The organism is Paenibacillus sp. NPDC058174 (genome assembly GCF_042883865.1).
GTDB lineage: Bacteria > Bacillota > Bacilli > Paenibacillales > Paenibacillaceae > Pristimantibacillus.
On sequence record NZ_JBHVUY010000003.1, the window covers coordinates 14,824 to 37,434 of the forward strand.

A 22,611-nucleotide genomic window follows, 5' to 3' on the forward strand; every position below is an offset into this window, starting at 1 on the left:
TCGCAGCAATGGCTACTATGGTCATTGCTGTTTTTCCATTTGAGAGGTGCTGAAACACGTGGTATATGATACGATAGCCGCAATTTCGACGGCAGTCGGAGAAGGCGGCATAGCGATAATACGGATTAGCGGACCGGATGCAATCGAGGCAACATCCCGAATCTTCCGTTCGCGGATCGATTTGCGGGAGGCAGAATCACATACGCTGCATTACGGGCATATTGTGGATCCGAAAACCGGGGAGCAGGTTGAAGAAGTTATTGTGACGCTGATGCGCGGTCCAAGATCGTTTACAGCAGAGGATGTTGTAGAGATCAACGCCCATGGCGGCGTCGTTGCGGTGAAGAAGGTGCTGGACGTCGTTCTGCTGCAGGATGGGCTGCGGCTTGCTGAGCCAGGTGAATTCACCAAGCGGGCGTTTCTGAATGGCAGAATCGACCTCATGCAGGCAGAGGCGGTTATCGACTTAATCCGTTCCAAATCAGACCGTGCTTTTTCCGTTGCACGCAAGCAGGCTGAAGGAACATTGTCCAAGCGAATTAAGGCGCTGCGGCAGACAGTCATTGAATTGCTGGCGCATATTGAAGTGAACATTGATTATCCCGAGCATGATGTTGAGGATTTAACGAGTGCTTATATTCGCGAGCAAAGCGATAAAGCGCTGGATGAGATCGGCAAGCTGTTAAAAACAGCAAACGAAGGCAAAATATTAAGAGAAGGCATTATGACGGCGATTGTAGGCCGGCCGAATGTAGGCAAGTCGTCATTGCTGAATATGCTGGCGCAAGAAAATAAGGCGATCGTTACCGACATACCGGGGACGACGCGTGATGTGATAGAGGAATATGTAACGCTGGGTCCGATTCCATTGCGTCTGCTTGATACGGCAGGCATTCGCGAAACGAATGATGTGGTGGAGAAGATTGGTGTCGAACGTTCCCATTCGGCTTTAGAAGAAGCCGACCTGATATTGTTCGTTCTGAATTATAATGAAGAAATGCATGAAGATGATCGGGTGCTGCTGGAGAAAATGGCGGATCGTCCGGTTATCGTCATTATTAATAAAATGGATTTGAGCGGCAAGCTCGATATGAATGAAGTAGAGCGGTTGTGCAAGCCGGAATCGATCGTCCGCATGTCGGTGCTTGAGGAAGAGGGGCTCGATCTACTGGAGAAAACGATCAGTACGATGTTTTTCGAAGGGCAGCTTGATTCCGGCGATTTGACATATGTCAGCAATGTTCGGCATATTTCTTTGCTGAAGCGGGCGCAGCAGTCGCTTGTGGATGCAATTGATGCGACTCATTCCGGCATTCCGATCGATCTGATCCAGATCGACGTGCGGTCGGCGTGGGAGTCTTTGGGTGAAATTCTCGGCGATGAGGTTGGCGATTCGCTAATCGATCAAATCTTCTCGCAGTTTTGTTTGGGTAAGTAAGGCAGCTAGGAAGTGGAGGGATAGAGATGAATTATGAAGCAGGACAATATGATATTATCGTCGTTGGCGCAGGGCATGCCGGCAGTGAGGCGGCGCTGGCCGCTGCGCGGATGGGCTGTGAAACGCTGCTGCTGACGATTAACCTGGATATGGTCGCATTCATGCCATGCAATCCGTCTATTGGCGGACCTGCAAAAGGTCATGTCGTGCGTGAGGTTGATGCGCTTGGCGGCGAAATGGGCCGGAATATCGATAAGACGTTTATTCAAATGCGGATGCTGAATACAGGCAAAGGGCCGGCTGTACACGCCCTTCGGGCGCAAGCGGACAAATTCGCTTATCAGCATGAAATGAAAAAGACGATCGAAGAAACTGACCATCTGACACTTCGTCAGGGCATGGCAGAGGAACTGATTGTAGAAGAGGGTAAAGTTGTCGGTATCGTAACGAGCACAGGTGCGATCTACCGTGCCAAAGCTATAGTTATTACGACAGGTACTTATCTTCGCGGCAAAATCATTATGGGCGAGCTGATGTACCAGAGCGGCCCGAACAATCAGCAGCCGTCTCTTAAGCTGTCGGCAAGTCTGAAGGACCAAGGCTTCGACTTGGTTCGCTTTAAGACGGGAACGCCGCCTCGCGTGCATAAGGATTCGATTGATTTCTCCAAGACGGAGATTCAGCCGGGCGATGACAATCCGAAATTTTTCTCCTATGAGACTGTCTCATCCGACAATGAGCAGCTGCCTTGCTGGCTGACCTATACGTCGGAGAAAACGCATCAAATCATTAATGACAATTTGCACCGGGCGCCAATGTTCTCGGGAGCGATTGAGGGAACAGGTCCTCGTTATTGTCCGTCTATTGAAGATAAAATCGTACGTTTTGCCGATAAGCCGAAGCATCAGATTTTTCTGGAGCCGGAAGGCAAGAATACGTCCGAATACTATGTGCAAGGCTTATCCACAAGCATGCCGGAAGATGTTCAATTAGGAATATTACGTTCTATTCCAGGATTGGAAAAAGTTGAGATGATGCGCAACGGCTATGCAATCGAATATGATGCCGTGAGACCAACGCAGCTTTGGCCATCCCTGGAGACAAAGCTCGTTGACGGGTTATTCACAGCTGGACAAATCAATGGCACCTCTGGTTATGAGGAAGCTGCTGGACAAGGCATTATTGCGGGTATCAATGCGGCACGTAAAGTGCAAGGGAAAGAACCTGTTATTATTGAACGCTCGCAAGGCTATATCGGTGTAATGATCGATGACTTGGTGACGAAGGGGACTAATGATCCTTACCGTCTGCTAACCTCACGTGCTGAATACCGGTTGCTGCTTCGTCATGATAATGCAGACTTGCGGCTTACGCCAATCGGTTATGAGATTGGTTTGATTCCGGAAGAGCGTTATGAAGCGTTTCTGAATAAGAAGGAGCTTGTATCCCAAGAGGTGGAGCGTCTTCGTACGACAAAGATTCGTCCAGATGTTGCAGAAGCGATGCTGGTAGCTGCAAACTCGGCGATTACGAATAATAGCATTGATGCGCTGACTTTGCTCCGCCGTCCTGAAATTACGTATGCGATGCTGGAGAAGCTGTCGCCTTCGGAGCTGCCGTTGACGGATGAGATGAAGGAGCAAGTCGAAATTCAAATCAAGTACGCGGGTTATATTGAGAAGCAATTGATTCAGGTAGAGCGCTTGAACAAAATGGAGAAGAAAAAGATTCCGGATGACATCGACTATTCTGACGTCCATGGTCTTGCTTCCGAAGCGAAGCAAAAGCTGGCTTCGATCCGTCCATTGTCAATTGGTCAGGCTTCGCGTATCGCTGGAGTTACACCGGCTGACATCTCCATCCTGATTGTCTATCTGGAGCATTATAATCGCGTTATCGCGGCGAGAGGATAACGATAACGAATGGATGAGACGCATAAATGGTTTACGCAGCTGATGGAGGAGAAGGGGATAACCCTAACGCCTCGTCAGCTGGAGCAATTTGATATCTATCACCGGTTATTGGCTGAGTGGAATGAACGAATGAATTTGACGGGAATTACGGAGAGAGATGCTGTATACGAGAAGCATTTCTATGATTCGATCTCGCTCTCCTTTTTCGTCAACATGGATGAAGCGGGCAGCTTGGCAGATATCGGATCAGGTGCAGGCTTTCCGAGCATTCCGTTGAAGATCTGTTTTCCTCATCTGAAAGTGGTCATCGTAGATTCTTTGAATAAACGTATTCAGTTTTTGAGCCATCTCGTTGAACAGTTGGGTTTGACTGATGTGGAATGCGTTCATGGAAGAGCAGAGGATCTCTCCAGACTGCCACAACACCGCGATAAGTATGATATCGTTACAGCAAGAGCTGTTGCGCGATTAAATGTGCTGAATGAGTTTTGTCTGCCATTCGTGCGTAAGCATGGAACGTTTGCAGCAATGAAGGGTTCGCAAAGCGGGGAAGAGGTTCGTGAGGCAGGGGCCAGCCTTCGTGAATTGAAAGGGAAGATTCGTGGAGAGCATGATTTTAAGCTTCCATTCGAACAATCCGAACGTCACATCGTTCTGATTGAGAAGCTGGACTCGACACCCAAGAAATATCCGCGTAAAGCGGGCACGCCAATTAAGCAGCCTATTGTATAAGAAATAAAGAGGCTGATAGAAGAGAGCAATGTTTCACGTGAAACATTGCTCTCTTTGTTTTATGTTTTGCAATATTTTCTTTAGTTATCGAGTACCGACATCATATTCATATAGTTATTTGGTATGATTTCGGTGATAAAAGCAGTTGTTAAGGGATGTCAAGCAGGAAATGAGAGGATACAGGTCGAATTTTTAATTACAGGCATGAACGGTGATGCCGTCTACCGTAGGCGGAGTAGAGTGTACGTTGGGAATAGAAGCGAATGCATAATCGGGCTTCGAAGAAGCTCCTTACACCGTCAGTTAGCAGCAAGAGGGTATTTGCCTCAACAAGCCCTCTATTGATTGAATACTCTCATACGTATAAAATGGTATAAGAGCTCATTCCATTGTTGAGGCGGGCACAAACATCTTTGAAACGATAATCTCGCAGGGGATTCGTTTCGTGATCGGGTGATAGTAGATACGATGAAAGAACAACTTTCCCGTTTGTTTGGTCTGAATGACCAGCGCAATGGACAAGAAGAAGTTAGACAAATTCCAATTAACGAAATCGATACGAGTCCGTTTCAGCCAAGAACGATATTTGATGATGACCGTATTGAGGAATTATGTCAAACAATTAAGACACATGGCGTGATTCAACCTATAGTCGTTCGTCTTCGCAATAACCGTTATGAGATTATTGCTGGCGAGCGTCGTTGGCGTGCGGTTACAAAGCTGGGTCACGAGACAATTCCGGCTATTATTCGGGAATTTAATGATTCACAGACCGCTTCCATCGCTTTGATTGAAAATCTGCAGCGTGAGAATCTGACGGCAATTGAGGAAGCGATTGCTTACCAGAAGCTGATTGAGCTTCATCAATTGACACAAGAGAGTCTGGCACAGCGGCTTGGCAAAAGCCAGTCCACCATTGCCAATAAACTCCGTCTGTTAGCACTTAGCGACACGATCAAAGGTGCGTTGATGGAAAGGAAGATTACCGAAAGACATGCGAGAGCACTGCTTTCTTTGGACACAGAGGAATTGCAGCATCAAGTGCTGGAGGAAATCATTGCTAAGGACTTAAACGTCAAACAAACCGAAGTACGCATTGCTTTTTTGAAAGAATCATCTAAAATGAAGAAAGCGAAACGTATTTCCTTTACGAAGGATGTGCGCTTGGCTGTAAATACAATTCGTCAATCGATAGAAATGGTCGTTGGATCGGGACTGCCGATCAAGACGAATGAGAAGGATCATGGCGATCATTATGAGATTGTCATTCAAATTCCGAAGCGTCAATAAACCATTATTTCTTATATTAGCGTTGAAAAACGCTCTAAAAAGCCGTCCTCAACCAGAGGGCGGCGAATCCATTTGTACAAGAATAGGTTGATAGATTGCCTGGCGGTAAGGTTGGTAAGGCTGGCTGGCAGGTAGAGACAACTGGGCTTCACACATCTAATAAAGTTTGCTAGAGGCAGAGGTGATAACGCTTGACTAAGATCATTGCAATAGCCAATCAGAAGGGCGGCGTCGGTAAGACGACGACGACAGTCAATCTTGGCGCCTGCTTGGCTTCGCTCGGCAGAAGAGTGCTGCTAGTCGATATTGACCCGCAGGGCAATACAACCAGCGGAATTGGCATCAACAAAGCGGATGTCGAGAATTGCATTTATGATATTCTGATTAACGAAGTACACCCGAGTGAAGCCATGCAGGATACGGAAATTGCTGGTTTGAAAATAATTCCAGCCACTATTCAGCTCGCAGGCGCTGAAATTGAACTGGTTCAGCGAATTTCGCGTGAGGTTCGTCTGAAGCAAATGCTCCATATGATTAAGGATCAGTTTGATTACATACTGATTGATTGTCCGCCGTCCCTGGGGCTGCTTACTATCAACTCTTTGACAGCGGCAGATTCGGTTATCATTCCAATTCAATGTGAGTATTACGCATTGGAAGGATTAAGCCAACTGCTTAATACGGTGCGTCTCGTTCAAAAGCATCTGAATACATCTCTTCAGATTGAAGGGGTTTTGTTAACGATGCTGGATGCCAGAACGAACCTGGGTATCCAAGTTATAGAAGAAGTGAAGAAGTACTTTCAACAGAAGGTATATCAAACCATTATTCCGCGCAATGTACGTTTGAGCGAAGCGCCTTCCCACGGGCAGGCGATTATCACCTATGACCCGCGTTCCAAAGGTGCGGAAGTGTATCTTGAACTCGCGAAGGAAGTGATTTCGTATGAGCAAGCGGCTAGGTAGAGGGCTTGATGCGCTCATTCCATCGCTGTCGGTAAATGAAGATGATAAGGTCATTGAGATTAATCTTAGTCAATTAAGACCGAATCCATACCAACCGCGTAAAACGTTCGATGAGGATTCAATCCGAGATCTGGCAGAGTCCATCAAGCAGCATGGTGTCATTCAGCCGATTATCGTTCGGACCGTACTTAAGGGATTTGAAATCATCGCAGGGGAACGCCGCTTCCGGGCTTCGCAGCTTTGCGGCAATACGACAGTTCCGGCTGTTGTCCGCTCCTTTACGGATCAGCAGGTTATGGAGATTGCACTCATTGAAAACCTGCAGCGTGAGGATCTCAATGCGATAGAGGTAGCAATTGCTTACCAAGGGCTGATGGACAAGTTCAAGCTAACGCAAGAAGAGCTTTCGATGAAGGTCGGCAAGTCCAGATCGCATATCGCAAACTTCATCCGTCTGCTTGCACTGCCAAGTGAAATTAAAGACAATGTTTCACGTGGAACAATTTCAATGGGACATGCGCGTGCACTGGCAGGGATTAAGCAAACGGCCGTACAGAAAGAACTTGCAGAAATGATCGTTACACATGGCTGGAGCGTACGGCAGCTGGAAGAGGCTGTGCAGAAGCTGGAGGCGAAAGAGTCGGCCGAAGAAGCGCCAGCGAAAGCGAAGTCTAAAAATCGCGACCCGTATATTGAAAGCTTAGAAGAGTCATTGCGGGAGAGATTCAAGACGACGGTTAAAATTAAACATCAAAAAGATAAAGGGAAAATCGAGCTGCAGTACTATAGCAAACAGGATCTGGAGAGGTTGCTGGAGCTTCTGCAATCGATGGCCCAATAGCGGATAAATAGAGTAGCATACCTATGTTGTAATCTTTGATTCGAAAGATTAAACTAAGGTATGCTATTGTTATTTCTGCATGAATAGAAGCTGTGAGTTAAACAGTGAATATAGAGTTTTATAATGTGCAAGAGTTGCTGAATGAGATGATTCCAGTGAAGGAGGTTAAAGAAGTGAGTGAGGAAACGTTTATCTATATGGATCATGCGGCTACTTCCTGGCCAAAGCCGTTGGCGGTCGTTGAAGCGGTACAGCATGCCATGCTGCATGATGCAGCCAACCCGGGACGCGGCAGCCACCGGATGGCGGTTCGGGCGAGCCGGGTACTGTTCGATACAAGGAAGCGATTGAGCAAGCTGTTCCATATTAAAAATCCGAATGACATTGCTTTTATGTCCAATACGACGGCTGGCTTGAATCTAGCGATTAAAGGGCTTCTTAATCCAGGGGATCATGTGATTGCTACATCGGTTGAACATAATTCAGTCAGGCGGCCGCTTGAGTATTTGAAACATGCAGGCGGTGTAGACGTAACGTATGTAGATACGGATGAAGAAGGCAATTTGAATATTAATCATGTTGCAGAAGCGATAACAGGCCGGACCAAATTGATTATCGTCAATCATAGTTCCAATCTGCTGGGATCGATTATACCCGTTGATAGAATTGGAGAGCTGGCTAGAGCGAAAGGGATCAAGCTTCTGGTTGATGCCGCACAAAGTGCAGGTATTTTGGAGCTGGATGTGGAGTCCATGGGGATTGATCTGCTGGCCTTTCCTGGGCATAAAGGTTTGCTTGGCCCACAGGGCACAGGAGGGCTTTATATCCATCCGGACGTTGATCTGGTGCCGCAATTGCACGGAGGCACTGGAAGCCAATCTGAGGCGCCTGAGCAGCCTAACGTTAGGCCGGATAAGTATGAGGCGGGAACGCAAAATACACCTGGCTTAGCTGGGCTGAAGGCCGGCGTTGAATATGTGCTGAATGAGACGGTGCAGAAAATCCATACTAAGGAATGGTCGTTAACACAGCGGATGATGGAAGGCTTAATTGCCATTGACGGTATCAAGCTGCTTGGTCCAAAGCTTGGGCAGCAGCGAACAGGCATTGTATCGTTTGTAGCAGAGGGGATCGACCCTTCCGAGATGTCCTACATTTTGGACCAGCACTACGGGATTGCTGTCAGGGCAGGGTTCCATTGTACGCCATTGGCGCATGGCAGGGCCGGTACTTTGGGCACAGGGGCTGTGCGAGCCAGTGTAGGCTGTTTCACGACGGAGTCAGAGGCGGACGCGCTTGTGGAAGCTGTGAAAGAGATAAGAAAGCAATACTAAGTATTGAGGCTTGAAAGAACATCTGGGGGCGGGACGGAATATGGATGAGTGGATGAACAACCCGATGAACGGGGTTACGGTCGTTTTGGCTATCATTGTGATTATCATCGCAATTCGCATTATGGTAGTAGGGAACCGGTTGAAGAAGCTTAGAAAGCAGTATGTTGAAGTGATGGGCAATACAGGCGTGACCGATCTGGAGAGTGTTATCGTCGATTTGAAGCAGACGATCGCTGCGCAAGCCGAGCATACGCAGCACATTCAATCGCAGATGGAAATTATGCAGCGTGTGCAGATGCAAGGGAAGGGCCGCATTGGCATTATCCGCTACAATGCGTTTGCCGATCAAGGCAGCGATCTCAGCTTCTCTATAGCGGTTGTAAACGGGGCAGACGACGGTATGGTGATCTCTGGTATTCATAGCCGCGAGAATACGTATGTGTACGCTAAGCCGCTTGATAAAGGAGAGTCCAGCTATCCGCTCACGCCTGAAGAGCGCAAAGCAATTGAGCAGGCGAAGTAGATTTAAGATTATTGCGGGAAACGGCCGTTTAGATTCTCAAGCGAAGCAGCGTGTTCCCGCGTTCTTGCATGAATAGGAGCGCTGTTCACGACCGCTGAGAATAAGCTGCAGGTAATAATATCGGCCATTTTCATAACCAGGTGCAGACGGGTGTTTTGCAGGACAAAGTATTCCATGAAACCGCCGACGTTGACGATACCGGTAATGTGAATGTCGCCGACAGGGGGAAGCTCCTTATTAACGCCTGCACCAGGCCGGACAGGGCCCATGCCGACTTGAATCGAGCCGATGCTCGATACTTGTCCAAGGCAAGCGTCAATGCCAATAACGAATGGCTTGTGAAAATTGCGGTTGATATGCAGGAGGGTGTCTTCTAGATTCATGGCATGAACAGGCTCTTCGAGCGTGCCGTAAATGGAGAAATGGGGACTTTGATATTTGGCGAGCGATGTGCCAATAATAGGTCCAAGCGAATCGCCGGTGGAGCGATCGGTCCCGATGCATACGATGACGATGGGCCGGTCGGCAGACATCTCATCGAGGATGGCGGACAGCCGGTTCACCAATATGCCAACTACATTCAATTCGGTGTAGGGTACTTTGAGCGGTATATCCTTCGTAAAAGATAGTTTCATAGAATCCCCTCCGTAAATGCCAATCTTTCGCATTGCACATCACATGCTGCGAAATATAATACTAGTATATGGATAAGAGAGCCATTTTATACGTCAGAAACGGCGTAACTTCGTTTTGCGAACTGAGGGAGAGAGAAATTTATGCTTATTGCCTTCGATTCCACGCAGCAAGCGCTCCGTGCGGAGATGCTGCTCGAATATGCCGAGGTAGATATTGATATTCGTCCCACACCAAAAGAAATAACGGCAGGCTGTGCATTGTCGATCGAATTTCCAGAGGATGCGCTACATACAGTTAAGGAAGTCATCTTACAGGAAAATGTGGAAGTGCGCGGCGTATTCAGGCTGCTCGAGGCCGGCGGCGGTTACGAGCAAGTAGAATTGTAGGCCTGAATTTGCAGGGCGGATACGAATGCTCTAGTGTCTGAACAAGAAGAGCTGAAAACCTGTACAGCGGTTTAAAATAGGGTAGGTGGTAAGTGTGACGGGAGATGGGCTTGCACTGTATGAAAGTGTAACGGCATGGTTGTCCATCGATGGCATATGGGGGCTAATCGGGGAGTCTGTTCTGCGAATTGCCGCTATACTCATCGCAGGGCCGATCGTGATCTGGATTGCCAATAAAATGATTGATCGGGTCATCTTGAACCAAGCAGCCAAGAGGATGCCAAGTCAGAGCCGAAGAATGACGACGGTAGGCAAGCTGATCAAAAATGTATTTTCCTATGTAGGATACTTCATTACATTGATGATTATTTTATCGGAATTCGGCATAGAGCTTGCTCCGCTGCTTGCCGGCGCAGGCGTCATTGGCTTGGCCATTGGTTTTGGCGCGCAAAGTCTGGTTAAAGATATTATTGCAGGGTTCTTTATCATTCTGGAGGATCAATTCGCCGTAGATGACATTATTCAGACGGGGCAGTTCAAAGGCAAGGTTGAAGTCGTAGGGCTGCGGACGACGCGAATATTGAGCTGGACGGGCGAAGTGCACATTATCCCTAATGGAATGATCAATGAGGTAACGAATTTCTCGGTCAACAATTCCGTTGCTGTAGTGGACGTAGCAATCGGCTATGATGAGGATGTGGAACGGGCGACTGCTATTATCCGGGATGCGGTAGGCAAGCTGGAGGATCCGAATCTCGTGAAAGAGCCGGAAGTGCTTGGTGTGCAGCAAATAGGAGCCTCTAATGTGCTGCTTCGGGTGACTGCCGAGTGTTTGCCTCACACGCACTTTGCTGTAGCAAGATCGATGAACTTATTGATTAAGAAAACGATGGACGAGCACGGGATTGATATTCCTTATCCAAGAATGGTCACTTATCATCGAACAGAAGGGGGCACTTAAAGTGGAACGCAAACATTTCGAGCTTGGAGACATCGTACAGATGAAAAAGCAGCATCCTTGCGGTTCCAACGAGATGGAGATCATCCGGATGGGGATGGACATTCGCATCAAATGCGTGGGCTGCAAGCATAGTGTGCTGATCCCGCGTGCGAAGTTCGAGAAAAACATGAAAAAAGTGCTGCGGTCCGCAAACTCAGCTGAGGACAGCGATCTGCAGCAGTAATAGTAGCGATAAATAGCTGAAGTAGTGTAGAACAGCAAAAAAGACGCCCGCATGTGCGATGTGCGATTGAGGCGTCTTTTTTGCTGTTTGCTGTTTATTTAGCCAGCCATGCATCCACTTTGTCGGCGTTCGCTTCTACCCATGCTTTAGCTGCTGCTTCAGGGGATTTGCCTTCCTGGATTTGAATCATAACTGCTGCCATATCATCTGGCGTCCAGTTGAACTTATCGAGGAATGCATAAGCATCTGCATCATCCTCTTTCAAGCCTTGGCGAACGACGGTATGAATCTGCTCGTCACCGCCGTATACGTTTTTCGGATCATCCAAGTATTTCAGATCCATCTTGGCGAACATCCAATGCGGTGTCCAGCCGGTAACTACGATAGGCTCTTGGTTGTTATAAGCCTTCTGAAGCTGCTGCGTCATAGCGGCAGAGGAGCTCTCAAGCAGCGTCCATTTATCGCGAAGACCGTATTCATCGAGTGCCTTCTCGGTCGACATCATCAGACCTGCGCCGGGCTCAATGCCGATAATCGTATAATCGACAGCTTTGCCTGTCGTATCGTTTAATTCATCCATGCTTTTGATATCCATATAAGAAGGAACGACAAGTCCGGTTTTGGTACCTTCAAGATTGGGGCCGAGGTCTTCGAATTTGCCGTCATACTTCTGAATATAAGAAGCATGGGTAGTCGGAAGCCATGCAGCTACCATCGCATCAGCGCTGCCGTCGGATACGCCTGCCCACATCGGGCCGGCATCCACTTGCAGCATTTCTACTTTATAGCCGAGCCGTTGCTCGAATACCTCTTTGACTACATTCGTGCTGGCGATTTCTGAATCCCATGCGACATAAGCAAGCTTGATCTTTTTGCCGTCGCCGCCGCCTGAGGCAGAGGAGCAGCCTGCGACGACTGCAACGAATAGCAGAGCGGATAATGCGGTAAGCCAAGTTTTTTTCTTCAAATCGAACAACTCCTTAATTTGTTTTCGTTTTGTTCATAGACTGCTGAGTAAGACGGTCGAGAATAATGGCTAAAATAACGATGGCAAGCCCCGCCTCAAAGCCTACGCCGGTATTGCCCTGCGTTACGGCTCTGTAGACGTAGGCGCCTACCCCTTGTGCGCCAATCATCGATGCGATAACGACCATGGAGAGCGAGAGCATAATCGTCTGATTGATGCCCGCCATGATCGTTGGCATAGCTAGCGGGAGCTGCAGCTTAAACAGCTTTTGTGCCGGTGTGGAGCCAAACGCATCGGCTGCCTCCACAAGCTCGGCCGGAACCTGCCGTATACCCAAATTCGTCAACCTGATCGTTGGCGGAATCGCGAAAATAATCGAGGCGATTACACCGGGAACGACACCGAGCGAGAAGAATGTAACGGCAGGAAGCAGATAGACGAATGCAGGCATCGTCTGCATGAAGTCAAGCAGCGGCGTGATGATGCGAAGCACCGTCTTGCTTCTTGCACATAGAATGCCAAGCGGAACGCCGATCAGAATCGAAATAAAGGCGGCTGTAATGACGAGAGCGAGCGTCTGCATCGTTTGACTCCATAAGCCGAGATTATCGATGATGGCAAGGCCTATGAATGAGAACAGCGCCATTCGCCATTTGCCGATCAGCCAGGCAATTGCAGTGAAGATAAGAATAAGGACGAGCGGCGGAAACCATTGCAGAACCGCTTCAAGGCCGCCTACGGTCTCGCCGACGATAAGCCGGATGAATTGGAAGAGCGGATCGAAGTTCGCTTCCAGCCATGCTTCGAGCCATTCAATCCAGTCTGCTAGCGGAATTTTGGGGAGATTCATAGGGTATGGCCTCCTTCCTCAGGCGAGTTGCCGGATAGAGCTGCCAGAACGGCGCCCTTCACGACGACGCCTCTTAGCCGGTTGTTTTCCCCGATTACCGCGACGGGAAGCCGGGTTTGGCCCATCATCTCGAATAAATCGTTGAGCACGGTGTCTGGAGAGGCTGTCGGCACCTCTGTCTGAATAATCGATTCAAACGGAAGGCCTTCTTTGATGGAGCGAACCGCATCCTCGGCTGTAATAATGCCAAGCAGCTGCATCCGCTTGTCGACGACATAAAGGCTGGATACGCCTTGCTCCCGCATAAATTGCAGAGATACACGAGGCCCTTTCTCCGGCGTAATCGTTGCCGCCTTCTTCATGACATGGGAAGCGGTCAACACCTTCGACAAATCGACGTCTTCAACGAAACGCTCTACATATTTGTTAGCCGGCTGCATCAGAATTTCTTCCGGCGTACCGATCTGAACGATGCTGCCATCCTTCATCAAAGCGATTTGATCGCCGATGCGCAGCGCTTCATCCAGGTCATGGGTGATGAAGACGATCGTTTTTTTCATTTTCAGCTGCAGCTCAATCAATTCATCCTGCATATCCTTCCGAATAAGCGGATCAAGTGCGCTGAAGGCTTCATCCATAAGCAGAATCTCCGGGTTGTTCGCTAAACCGCGAGCCAGCCCGACACGCTGCTGCATGCCGCCGCTAAGCTGCTCGGGATAGCTGTTCTCCCAGCCCTTCAGACCAACAAGCTCCAGTGATTCCATTGCCATTTCCCGGCGTTTCTTCTTGTCGATGCCTTGGATTTCAAGGCCGTATTCGATGTTCTGCACGACTGTGCGATGAGGGAACAGCGCAAATTTCTGAAAAACCATGCCGATATGCTTGCGTCTATACTGCCGGAGCAGCTCCGGCGACATCTTCAGTACATCCGTGCCGTTGAAGAGCAATTGGCCGGAGGTTGGCTCGATTAGCCGGTTGAGCAGCCGCACCAGCGTCGATTTGCCGCTGCCGGACAAGCCCATAATGACAAAGATCTGGCCAGGCTTTATCGTAAAGTCGGCTTGATTAACGCCAACGGTGTGCTTGGTTTCTGCTAAGATCTTTTCCTTGGACCACCCTTTATCTAATAAAGCGGCCGTTTTCTTGGGGTCGGACCCAAATATTTTTGTAAGCTTTTTGGCTTCTATAATCGCCATAAGTGCGCCCCCTTTGTATGTGGTCTCACCTGTAATAGTGTATCTGGTTAACTTTGTAAGGGTCAAAACGGGTGAGAGACGATATAGAACGTACAGTTTAAACTTTACGTACTGTACGTGCCGAATACTCTGGATAACTCCTTTTTCCGGTCGAGAACGAATCTTTACATGCGGATAAGCTCTGTTTACAATACAAGATGTAGGATTTATCGGGAGCAATCAGGTTCCCTCAGGAGGAAAATCATGAATGAACTTGCAGATCTGACAGACGAGCAACGGGAACAGCTGCTGCATACACGTCGTCGCGCGATCGAGTCAATCGGTAAAAATATGGACTTATACGGCATTACGTTGTCTATTGGTCACTTGTACGGCAATATGTACTTTAATCAGGAGCCTGTTACCTTGAATGAAATGAGCGAGGCGATGGGGCTCAGCAAGACGTCGATCAGCACAGGTATGCGCACGCTCCATGATTTGAAAATGATTAATAAAGTATGGGGAAAAGGCTCGCGGAAGGACCTGTACGAAGTGGAGCCGGATTGGCATCAAAACTTCGCCGATTTCTTCTCGATTAAGTGGAGAAAGGCCGTTGAGCAGAACCGAAGCGCTTTGCGCAAATGTATGAAAGAAATTGAAACGCTTGAGGAGAAATATAGCGAGGACGCCGTCTTTATGAAAGTGCTGGAGCATGATCGGTTGAAGATGCTGGAATCGATGAAATATTATAAATGGCTGGAGCGGTTAATCGATTCCTTCGAAAGCGGGGATATTTTCACACTTATTCCTAAGGAAGAATAGCAGGGCTCCAATTGAAAAAGCGGATGATGCGAGGGGCATCATCCGCTTTTTTTCGTGCATAATACGGCTTAAAGGTCGGCAGAAACAGGGGGGACTGGCTTTGCCTGCGGGACATTGCGCAGCTTGCCGTTCAGTGAGAAGTACGTTCCGATGCGAAGCAGCATCTCGAATGGACCGTTCTTTATCCGCTTTAACAGCATTGCCGATACAATGGCTTGAAGCGCATAGATCACAATAGCGAGCAGTGTGCCGGTGATTACGCCAACTTTACCGAACCAGCCTAAGCCGTAGCCATAGAACAAAGTGGTGCAAATGACGGTCTGCATCAAATAGTTCGTCAAGCTCAAGCGGCCGACCGATTCAAAGGCTCTGAGCAAGTAAGACGATCTAGACAGATGAGAGAGCACCAACGCGAATGCCGCGAGATAACCCAAGGCAAGCAGGGGGCCGCCGATTTGAGTAAGAACGGGACCGATTTGCGTCTGGGACATCGCTACCCCAAAGCCTTTCAACAGGAGACCTGCAGGCAGAAGTACAGCAGTACCATATTTATAGGTGTTCCGTTCCTGCCGGGGGTTGCGGAACCAGCCTTTTTTGGCGGCAGCTATACCGAGCAGGAACATCGGCATCAGCATGAAAGGAAGCATAAAGGCTACAAATATGAGGCCGGCATCTGGAATATCGAGCGGGCTTTCCTCGCGGAATTTGGTAATATCGCCGTAGCTTCCTTCACTTAAAATGGGGATCGAGCGTTGCACATATTCTACTGTTTTCGGGTCCTCACCTTGGGAGGAGGGCTCATACATCCCATAAGTTGCCGCAGCGAACAGGACCCCTAGTATAATCGCCCAGATTAGCAGCGTCTTTGGCTTGCGGTTCACGAATAATAGAAGAACGAAGCCTGTAATGCCGTAAGGAAGCAAAATATCGCCATCCCACAACAGTGTCGAATGGAGCAGGCCGGCTCCGGCCAGTAAGGCAAAACGTCTGAAGAGCGCTCGCCAAGGCTTTAGCCCGCTCTGTACCAGCCGCTCTCTTAGCTTGAAGAGACTGTAGCCGAACAGGAACATAAAGATCGGCATAAAGCTGCCCTCCGCCACGACAAGCAGAACGTTATGGGCGGCAATGTCTACAGTGGACGCATGGAACAGCTCCAGCATTCCTTTTCCGTACAAGCCGTATTGGAAAATCAGCATGTTGCATATTAGTATGCCTAATAAACTAAACCCTCGAATCGCATCGATTATTCGAATACGATTGACTGAATCGGTTGTCTCCTTCATATCTCCATCACCTCAATAAACAGGCTATCAGCGGTGCTTGAATAAGAAGCAAACAATACTGTAACGACAGCTTAATTTTTGCCAGTTTTGTTAAACTGCTGTTAAGGTTTATGTGGTAGCCTATTGGTGGGTGATAAATAATGACGACGAGCAAAATATTAATCGTAGATGATGAGCCTTCCATTGTGAAAATGCTGCGTATGGTGTTGGTTAAAGAAGGCTTCGAGCAAGTATATACAGCGGGCAGTTGCCGGGAGGCGCTGGAGCAAATTGAACGTTATGGAGCGGATATCATCATCCTGGATGTCATGCTTCCGGATGGCAACGGCCTGGAGCTCTGTTCCAAGCTTCGCACTTATGGCAATCCTTATATTTTATTTCTAACGGCAAAAGTATCGGATCTCGATGTGCTTAACGGCTTCGCGGTAGGGGGAGATGATTATATTCTAAAGCCTTTCAACCCGTTAGAAATCGCTGCGCGCATTAAAGCACGAGTGCGGAGAATGGGGGAGACTTCTGAGCCGTTAGCGAGAGCTATAAAGCCTGTCTACAGCTTTGGACGCTTCCAGTTGAATGAGTCGGAGGGAGAGCTGTTAGTCGATGGCAAGCCTGTCAACTGCCCGGCTCAAGTATTCCAGCTGCTGTTGCACTTCTGCAAGCATCCTGGCATCGTGTTTTCCAAAACCCAGCTGTATGAGGCGGTATGGGGTCTTGACGGCCTGGGTGATGACAACACGGTAATGGTGCATATCCGGCGGATTCGCGAGCGGATTGAGCATGATCCGGGAATGCCTACGCATCTGCTGACGGTACGCGGACTTGGCTACAAGCTGGCGAAGGAGCCCGAGATGCGATGAAGCTGCAGCGGAGATTGGCCATTCATTTTACGTATCAGCTGGCGGCTTATTCGATTGTGGTTGTCGGGCTTATTGTTGCAATGGTGTTAGTAATGGTTAACGTGGTGACCCGGGAGGAGATTAAACGAAACTTCCCGGTCAACGGATTGGAGAGCCTCGTCACCGGAACTTATTTCAACAATGGTGAAATTCAAATGTCTAAGCAATGGCAGGATATTATAACCGAACGTAATGCCTGGCTCCAGGTGGTCGATGTGAAGGGAGCCGTCATCTTCGAGGTCAATACGCATGGGGAGCAGCCGCAGAAGTATACCCTGGCCGAACTGGTCCATATTCAAGATAGCAAACAAAGCGGTGGTTATAGTATCGAAGCTTATTTGGATGACACGTATTCCAGCCCGTTGCTCTTCCTTCTAGGGTATGAGAATGCAAGGTTGGAGAATCTTGCCGGATTGTATGAGCAATACGGGAGCGGCGGGCTCGTGCCGGCAGCGGATATTCCCTCGTTAGAGCGGCAGCTTAAAGAGACAGGAAGCTACTTGACGATTGTAGATGCAGAGGGAGAAGAACTGCAGGCAATCGGGGAAAAAGCGGCTGAGCCCCGGCATTACGATCCGCTGGAGGTCATTGCGATGCGCCAATCGCCGGGCTCCTATGATACGAACATTACAATCTACTCTTCGGAAGAGGGATATCCTACTTGGATTCTCCATGCGCCGAATGTGGACAGTAGCGGGTCCAGCAAATGGATGTACAGCACTGAGTTATGGCAGTTTTCGCTTCTTGTAGCGGGTATTTTACTATTTGCCCTGGCGTTGTCGGTATGGCACGGCTACCGTTATGCGCGCCCGCTTTTGCTGTTCACGGGGTGGTTTGAACGCATGGGGAAGGGGCTGTATGAAGAGGTGCTTACACCGAAGGACCGGAAGAAGCTATTCCGCCGCAGAGGCCAGTTGAAGCTGCGCTACCGGCTGTACAAAGAGGTGCTGCAATCCTTTTACAGCATGGCCGAGCAATTGGCTCAGACGGAAAAGGACCGCAAGAAGCTGGAGCAGATGCGCGAGGAGTGGATGTCCGGCATTTCTCATGATCTTCGTACACCACTCTCCACGATTCAAGGGTACGGCTATATTCTGGAGAGCAGCGCCTCAGGGGCATGGTCCGAGGACGAATTGCGCGACATGGGGACACAAATTCGCGAGAAAGGCGAATATATGCTGGAGCTGATCACCGACTTCTCCCATATATCCGAGCTGAAGCAGCAGCATACTGCCGGTATCGTCCGGAGCCGGATCGAGCTGAGTGAGCTGCTTCGCGTATCTGTGCTGGCTTATGTGAATGATGCTACGCTTTCCGCCGCACAGTTCCGTTATGAGAGCGAGGATGTTCCTTTGTTCATTCGCGGCAATGAAAAGTGGCTGCAGCGTCTGTTCGAGAACTTGCTCTCCAACGCGGTCAAGCACAATCCCTCCGATGTTATCGTTACGGTGTCCAGCGGAATGGTCAATGATGAAGTGTATATCCGGGTGGAGGACAACGGCGTAGGAATGGACGCTGTAACACAGCAGAAGCTGTTCGAGCGTTATTACAGGGGAACGAATACGGAGGAGTCGACGGAAGGGACAGGGCTCGGTATGAGCATTGCCAAAATGGTCGTAGAAGCCCATGATGGACGGATTGAGGTCCATTCGAAGGTAGGAGAGGGAACTCGTATTACGGTGTATTTGCCGGCTGTTTGACTGCTCCAAAAAAATCAGAACAAGCCCTTGCAAAGAGGTAGCCGCTGTGCTATATTATTTATTACATGCGGAGAGGTACCCAAGAGGCCCAAGGGGGCTGACTCGAAATCAGCTAGGCGTGTCAAAGCGTGCGTGGGTTCGAATCCCACCTTCTCCGCCATTAACTTTTAAATGACAACCTTCTACAGTTTGACTGTAGAAGGTTTTTTTGTTGTCTTCATTTTTATACACCTCGTTCAGTCCACTACGGTCTTCATCAAACAATATGAGCTTAATGGCCCAGTCCTCCAAGCTTCGACTTCTTTCTTTTAAGCAAATCATCCCTCTTAATCTATATCGATATCACTATTAAAAAGGCTATCATCTAATAGAACCGGATAAAATTGGAACATTTATCGTTGAAATTAATTCTTCTAATGGTATTATTGTACTATTGGAAAATTTACTATTTTTCGATAATTCAACACAAAAGGAGCAATGGTTATAGAATTTTGCAAATAAGTAACGGGGATGTCAGCTTGTATTTTGCCAAAAAGAAATAAAACAAAAGGGAGAGAATGTATTTTGTTGAGAAAACAAGCACGAAGAAAAATTTCTATTGTACTCGCTCTAGCAATGATTCTATCTATTTTCTCTACTAATTATTTCGCTTTCGCAGCGGAGACTACAACGGCAGCAACGTTGTCGGATATTGACCAATCGTATGCTAAAGCAGAGATTACTGCACTTGTTGAAAAAGGAATTTTGGCCGGATTTACGGACGGAACCTTTAAGCCAGGCGACTCTTTAACTCGTGCACAGTTGGCTAAGGTGCTCGTGTTATCGTTGAATAAAGAAGAAGATTTATCGGGCGCGGCTTCCTTCAAGGACGTAGCAAGCAGCGACTGGTTTGCAGGTTACGTCGGAGCGCTTGTTAAATCGGGCATTACGCAAGGCACTTCGGCTAACAGCTTCTCCCCTAATCAGACGGTAACGAGAGAAGAGCTGGCTGTGTTCTTCATTCGTGCTTTCGGATGGGAAGAGCAAGCTAAGGCTGCAGCTTTGGAAACGAGCTTATCTGATTTGAACAGCGTATCGGTATGGGCAAAGCCTCACGTGTCCTTCGCTTACAAAATCGGCTTTATTAAAGGCAGCACGAACAATGACGGTTCCATTAGCTTTAACCCGTCGGGCAAAGCAGACCGTCAAGCGCTTGCGCGTCTGGCCTATGAATTTGTCGTTAACAAAGCGGCTTACGCTGATAAAGTAAGCGCACTGGGTACCAAAAAGCCTGAGGACGACAAAAAACCGACGTCGTCCCCTAGCGGCAACGGCAGCAATGGCTCGGGCAGTGGCTCGAATCCAACCCCAACACCTGTACCGACGCCAAACCCTGAAACGACAACAACAATTAACGAGGCCGGCACACGCAGCTTGGGCACTGTAACTGGCGACGTTGTCATCAGTGCAGCAGACGTTACGCTGAAAGATACGACCATTAACGGTAACCTTACGCTTACCTCGGCTATTGGCCTGGGCGACGTTACGCTCGACAATGTTACTGTAACAGGCACGACTAACGTTCAAGGCGGCGGCCCTAACAGTATCCATGTGTCCAATTCGATTCTGGCTACTGTCGTTGTAAACAAAAGCGACGGCAGCATCCGTCTTGTTCTGGAAAATGGCACTGACGTACAGCAAGTAGAATTGCGTTCCGGCGGTATTGTTCAAGCCAATGCTGCAGGCGAGATCGGTCCGATCAGCCTTACGAACACGATTCCGCAAAATGCTACCGTTACGCTGAACGGATCATTTGATACGGTAAACGTAAATGCTCAACAAATTAATATCAGCTTGGCAGATGGCGCTTCGATTGGTGATCTGAATGTATTGGCAGGCGCAGTTAACAACGCATTCCAATTGTATGCAGGCTCGTCTGTTACACACTTAATCGTTAATGCCATCACATCGTTTGCAGGAGCAGGCATCATTTCTTCCGCTCAAGTGAGTGTTGACGGTGTTGATTTTGGCGGTCTTGCTACGCCTCCGGTTATGGCTGCAGATCCTTCGGTTACTGCCGTTGTTCCTAACCCGCAATCATTGGACCTAACGGCTGCTGGAGCGACTAAGCAAATTGTGCTTACCGGCGTTAGAAATCAAGGCGATATCGATCTTACTCAGATTGCTGCTTGGAACAGCTCCTCGCCTTCCGTAGCTGAGGTTGTTTATGGTGTGGTTAAAGCAGTAGGTGAAGGTACGACAACAATTTCTGCGAGCTACGGTTCGTACAATATTGAAGTTCCTGTATCGGTATCCGTCTATCAGCCGGTTACGCACCCTACAATTACGGGCATTGTAGTAACAAATGGCCAAATCGATGTTCAATTCGATCAACAGATTGAAGATCTGTCTTTGGAGCATTTCAAGGTAACAGCATCATTAAACGGTGTTGAAACACAGCTCCGCGGCTTGAATTATTCGAATGGCAAAATTAATTTCCAGCCTGTCAGCACTTACGGCAAAACGTTGTATGTGACGGTTCAGCATGATGCGAACTTCACGAAATTCGCTGGCAGCCAAAGCGGTTCCATTAAGCTCACAGGCTTCGGCGGTAAAATAACGGACGTTCGCAACCAGCCTGTTACCAACCTGACAATTAAATTCCGTAAAGGCTTGAATGCAAAAACAGGTGATGTCGTTGCAATCGTAACAACGGATGCAAACGGCAAGTACTTCGTGAATCTTCCTGCCGGTATTTATACAGGTGAGATTGGCGGCGAAGGTACGGACTACATCAAATCGTATTTGATTGGTGTTGCCGCAAGCAATGTGTTGAATCAGAATGAGAACTTTACGGCGATTAAAATTCCGCTTTCTTCTGAAACCCGCATTGTTCTGACATGGGGATTGAAGCCAAGAGACTTGGATTCTCATTTGATTGGGCCTGCCGTTAATGGGGAAGGTCAGCAGTTCCACACTTGGTACAGTGTGAAAGACTACAAAGTAAACGGAGAACTTGTTGTTGATCTCGATTGGGATGACGTAGACTCCTACGGCCCAGAAACAACGACGCTTCGCAAAAAAACACCTGGCACTTACCTGTTCTATGTGCATAACTACTCGAACGAATCTCCAATGACTGCATCTGGAGCAAAGGTTCAAGTGATTCAAGGAACAGACTGGGAGAATCCAGTAGAATTCACGATTCCTACAGGTGCTGATGAGCGGTACTGGCTCGTTTTCGAATTTACAATCGATGAGAACGGAGTCATTACGTTTAATCCAATCAATGAATTGACCAACGTTAATCCGGCTTCAGGATTTTACGTCAACAACTAATAGAACTAACTAAGCAAAAAAGACTGGCTCTCAGACTTAAACGTCTGAAGGCCAGTCCTTTTTATGTCTGGGCACAAAAGAAGAGAGCTCTTGCGAGCTCTCCCCCTGTGACGGCGCTTGATCGTTGAGTCATGAATTCACACTTCGTAAAGAAATTAGGAGCTAACATTCTTCAATCCGGCAAACCCAATTCCACAAAAGCTTCATCGTTTAAGCCGTATGAATGATCAGGATCTTAAGCGGCTGTATCTAACAGCTTGTATTAAGTCTGATCTTGAATGCGCTTGTGTTACAGATAAGTGTCTTTGGCACAACCCTCCGCTTCTATGCTGAGTGGACCAATTCCTCTTGCAGCCAT

The 22,611-nt window shown here is 48.4% G+C and carries 20 protein-coding genes and 1 tRNA gene; 16 read left to right on the forward strand and 5 right to left on the reverse strand.

Annotation, left to right across the window (positions count from 1 at the left end; translation table 11 throughout):
• Nucleotides 1-58: 58 nt before the first annotated feature.
• The 8 genes from mnmE (at nucleotide 59) to ACFVVF_RS16360 (ending at nucleotide 9,036) form a co-directional block, all read left to right on the forward strand.
• The gene (mnmE, locus tag ACFVVF_RS16325) at nucleotides 59-1,438 is read left to right on the forward strand and encodes a tRNA uridine-5-carboxymethylaminomethyl(34) synthesis GTPase MnmE (RefSeq protein WP_387811570.1); all 1,380 of its coding nucleotides are present in this window, start codon (nucleotides 59-61) and stop codon (nucleotides 1,436-1,438) included.
• A gap of 26 nt (nucleotides 1,439-1,464) precedes the next feature.
• Nucleotides 1,465-3,351, forward strand: a complete 1,887-nt coding sequence (gene mnmG, locus ACFVVF_RS16330; protein ID WP_387811572.1) for a tRNA uridine-5-carboxymethylaminomethyl(34) synthesis enzyme MnmG — start codon at nucleotides 1,465-1,467, stop codon at nucleotides 3,349-3,351.
• 9 nt (nucleotides 3,352-3,360) lie between these two features.
• The gene (gene rsmG, locus ACFVVF_RS16335; protein WP_387811575.1) at nucleotides 3,361-4,083 is read left to right on the forward strand and encodes a 16S rRNA (guanine(527)-N(7))-methyltransferase RsmG; all 723 of its coding nucleotides are present in this window, start codon (nucleotides 3,361-3,363) and stop codon (nucleotides 4,081-4,083) included.
• Nucleotides 4,084-4,551: 468 nt separating this feature from the next.
• The gene (gene noc / locus ACFVVF_RS16340) at nucleotides 4,552-5,373 is read left to right on the forward strand and encodes a nucleoid occlusion protein (RefSeq protein ID WP_387811578.1); all 822 of its coding nucleotides are present in this window, start codon (nucleotides 4,552-4,554) and stop codon (nucleotides 5,371-5,373) included.
• A gap of 191 nt (nucleotides 5,374-5,564) precedes the next feature.
• The gene (locus ACFVVF_RS16345) at nucleotides 5,565-6,338 is read left to right on the forward strand and encodes a ParA family protein (RefSeq protein WP_387811581.1); all 774 of its coding nucleotides are present in this window, start codon (nucleotides 5,565-5,567) and stop codon (nucleotides 6,336-6,338) included.
• Nucleotides 6,319-7,179, forward strand: a complete 861-nt coding sequence (locus ACFVVF_RS16350) for a ParB/RepB/Spo0J family partition protein (RefSeq protein ID WP_387811584.1) — start codon at nucleotides 6,319-6,321, stop codon at nucleotides 7,177-7,179. Before ACFVVF_RS16345 ends, ACFVVF_RS16350 begins: the two co-directional genes overlap by 20 nt.
• A gap of 146 nt (nucleotides 7,180-7,325) precedes the next feature.
• Nucleotides 7,326-8,513 carry an aminotransferase class V-fold PLP-dependent enzyme gene (locus tag ACFVVF_RS16355; RefSeq protein WP_387813093.1) on the forward strand — a complete coding sequence of 396 codons (1,188 nt, stop codon included), beginning with the start codon at nucleotides 7,326-7,328 and terminating at the stop codon, nucleotides 8,511-8,513.
• 10 nt (nucleotides 8,514-8,523) lie between these two features.
• Nucleotides 8,524-9,036, forward strand: a complete 513-nt coding sequence (locus tag ACFVVF_RS16360) for a DUF4446 family protein (protein WP_387811588.1) — start codon at nucleotides 8,524-8,526, stop codon at nucleotides 9,034-9,036.
• 8 nt (nucleotides 9,037-9,044) lie between these two features.
• On the opposite strand, the gene yyaC is transcribed toward ACFVVF_RS16360, so the two are convergent.
• Nucleotides 9,045-9,671 carry a spore protease YyaC gene (gene yyaC, locus ACFVVF_RS16365; RefSeq protein ID WP_387811591.1) on the reverse strand — a complete coding sequence of 209 codons (627 nt, stop codon included), beginning with the start codon at nucleotides 9,669-9,671 and terminating at the stop codon, nucleotides 9,045-9,047.
• 141 nt (nucleotides 9,672-9,812) lie between these two features.
• Between yyaC and ACFVVF_RS16370 the strand changes: the two genes are divergently transcribed.
• The 3 genes from ACFVVF_RS16370 (at nucleotide 9,813) to ACFVVF_RS16380 (ending at nucleotide 11,242) form a co-directional block, all read left to right on the forward strand.
• Nucleotides 9,813-10,058 carry a putative Se/S carrier protein gene (locus ACFVVF_RS16370; protein WP_387811594.1) on the forward strand — a complete coding sequence of 82 codons (246 nt, stop codon included), beginning with the start codon at nucleotides 9,813-9,815 and terminating at the stop codon, nucleotides 10,056-10,058.
• A 94-nt stretch (nucleotides 10,059-10,152) separates the two neighbouring features.
• Nucleotides 10,153-11,019: a mechanosensitive ion channel family protein gene (locus ACFVVF_RS16375; protein ID WP_387811597.1), complete on the forward strand. Its 867-nt coding sequence runs from the start codon at nucleotides 10,153-10,155 to the stop codon at nucleotides 11,017-11,019.
• 1 nt (nucleotide 11,020) lies between these two features.
• A complete protein-coding gene (locus ACFVVF_RS16380; protein WP_387811600.1) occupies nucleotides 11,021-11,242 on the forward strand; it encodes a DUF951 domain-containing protein in 222 nt (73 codons plus the stop codon).
• Between the two features lie 94 nt (nucleotides 11,243-11,336).
• Here ACFVVF_RS16380 and ACFVVF_RS16385 read toward each other — a convergent pair whose 3' ends face one another.
• From ACFVVF_RS16385 to ACFVVF_RS16395, 3 genes are read right to left on the reverse strand one after another with little or no spacing between them, the layout of a single operon-like run.
• A complete protein-coding gene (locus ACFVVF_RS16385; RefSeq protein ID WP_387811602.1) occupies nucleotides 11,337-12,209 on the reverse strand; it encodes a glycine betaine ABC transporter substrate-binding protein in 873 nt (290 codons plus the stop codon).
• 13 nt (nucleotides 12,210-12,222) lie between these two features.
• Nucleotides 12,223-13,059 (reverse strand): ABC transporter permease, encoded by an 837-nt coding sequence (locus ACFVVF_RS16390; protein WP_387811605.1) that lies wholly within the window; start codon nucleotides 13,057-13,059, stop codon nucleotides 12,223-12,225.
• The gene (locus ACFVVF_RS16395; RefSeq protein ID WP_387811608.1) at nucleotides 13,056-14,255 is read right to left on the reverse strand and encodes a quaternary amine ABC transporter ATP-binding protein; all 1,200 of its coding nucleotides are present in this window, start codon (nucleotides 14,253-14,255) and stop codon (nucleotides 13,056-13,058) included. The genes ACFVVF_RS16390 and ACFVVF_RS16395 overlap by 4 nt, the downstream gene beginning before the upstream one ends.
• A gap of 243 nt (nucleotides 14,256-14,498) precedes the next feature.
• Here ACFVVF_RS16395 and ACFVVF_RS16400 point away from each other — a divergent pair, with 243 nt between their 5' ends.
• The gene (locus ACFVVF_RS16400; protein ID WP_387811611.1) at nucleotides 14,499-15,056 is read left to right on the forward strand and encodes a GbsR/MarR family transcriptional regulator; all 558 of its coding nucleotides are present in this window, start codon (nucleotides 14,499-14,501) and stop codon (nucleotides 15,054-15,056) included.
• A 68-nt stretch (nucleotides 15,057-15,124) separates the two neighbouring features.
• On the opposite strand, the gene ACFVVF_RS16405 is transcribed toward ACFVVF_RS16400, so the two are convergent.
• Nucleotides 15,125-16,339, reverse strand: coding sequence for a DUF418 domain-containing protein (locus ACFVVF_RS16405; protein ID WP_387811614.1), 1,215 nt, complete (start codon nucleotides 16,337-16,339; stop codon nucleotides 15,125-15,127).
• Nucleotides 16,340-16,479: 140 nt separating this feature from the next.
• On the opposite strand from ACFVVF_RS16405, the gene ACFVVF_RS16410 reads away from it, so the two are divergent.
• From ACFVVF_RS16410 to ACFVVF_RS16425, 4 genes are all read left to right on the forward strand, one after another.
• On the forward strand, nucleotides 16,480-17,196 hold the full coding sequence (locus ACFVVF_RS16410; protein ID WP_387811617.1) for a response regulator transcription factor: 717 nt from the start codon (nucleotides 16,480-16,482) through the stop codon (nucleotides 17,194-17,196).
• Nucleotides 17,193-18,935 carry a sensor histidine kinase gene (locus ACFVVF_RS16415; protein WP_387811620.1) on the forward strand — a complete coding sequence of 581 codons (1,743 nt, stop codon included), beginning with the start codon at nucleotides 17,193-17,195 and terminating at the stop codon, nucleotides 18,933-18,935. Before ACFVVF_RS16410 ends, ACFVVF_RS16415 begins: the two co-directional genes overlap by 4 nt.
• Before the next feature lie 69 nt (nucleotides 18,936-19,004).
• A tRNA-Ser gene (locus ACFVVF_RS16420) sits at nucleotides 19,005-19,095 on the forward strand.
• 404 nt (nucleotides 19,096-19,499) lie between these two features.
• A complete protein-coding gene (locus ACFVVF_RS16425) occupies nucleotides 19,500-22,253 on the forward strand; it encodes an S-layer homology domain-containing protein (protein ID WP_387811623.1) in 2,754 nt (917 codons plus the stop codon).
• The last annotated feature ends 358 nt before the right edge of the window (nucleotides 22,254-22,611 follow it).

What these genes read in the sequence shown, in the direction of transcription:
- ACFVVF_RS16370 (WP_387811594.1), top strand. Translation starts at nt 9,813, where the DNA reads ATGCTTATTGCCTTCGATTCCACGCAGCAAGCGCTCCGTGCGGAGATG.
- ACFVVF_RS16400 (WP_387811611.1), top strand. Translation starts at nt 14,499, where the DNA reads ATGAATGAACTTGCAGATCTGACAGACGAGCAACGGGAACAGCTGCTG.
- noc (WP_387811578.1), top strand. Translation starts at nt 4,552, where the DNA reads ATGAAAGAACAACTTTCCCGTTTGTTTGGTCTGAATGACCAGCGCAAT.
- ACFVVF_RS16350 (WP_387811584.1), top strand. Translation starts at nt 6,319, where the DNA reads ATGAGCAAGCGGCTAGGTAGAGGGCTTGATGCGCTCATTCCATCGCTG.
- ACFVVF_RS16395 (WP_387811608.1), bottom strand. Translation starts at nt 14,255, where the DNA reads ATGGCGATTATAGAAGCCAAAAAGCTTACAAAAATATTTGGGTCCGAC.
- mnmG (WP_387811572.1), top strand. Translation starts at nt 1,465, where the DNA reads ATGAATTATGAAGCAGGACAATATGATATTATCGTCGTTGGCGCAGGG.
- ACFVVF_RS16390 (WP_387811605.1), bottom strand. Translation starts at nt 13,059, where the DNA reads ATGAATCTCCCCAAAATTCCGCTAGCAGACTGGATTGAATGGCTCGAA.
- yyaC (WP_387811591.1), bottom strand. Translation starts at nt 9,671, where the DNA reads ATGAAACTATCTTTTACGAAGGATATACCGCTCAAAGTACCCTACACC.
- ACFVVF_RS16415 (WP_387811620.1), top strand. Translation starts at nt 17,193, where the DNA reads ATGAAGCTGCAGCGGAGATTGGCCATTCATTTTACGTATCAGCTGGCG.
- ACFVVF_RS16355 (WP_387813093.1), top strand. Translation starts at nt 7,326, where the DNA reads ATGATTCCAGTGAAGGAGGTTAAAGAAGTGAGTGAGGAAACGTTTATC.
- ACFVVF_RS16405 (WP_387811614.1), bottom strand. Translation starts at nt 16,339, where the DNA reads ATGAAGGAGACAACCGATTCAGTCAATCGTATTCGAATAATCGATGCG.
- ACFVVF_RS16410 (WP_387811617.1), top strand. Translation starts at nt 16,480, where the DNA reads ATGACGACGAGCAAAATATTAATCGTAGATGATGAGCCTTCCATTGTG.
- rsmG (WP_387811575.1), top strand. Translation starts at nt 3,361, where the DNA reads ATGGATGAGACGCATAAATGGTTTACGCAGCTGATGGAGGAGAAGGGG.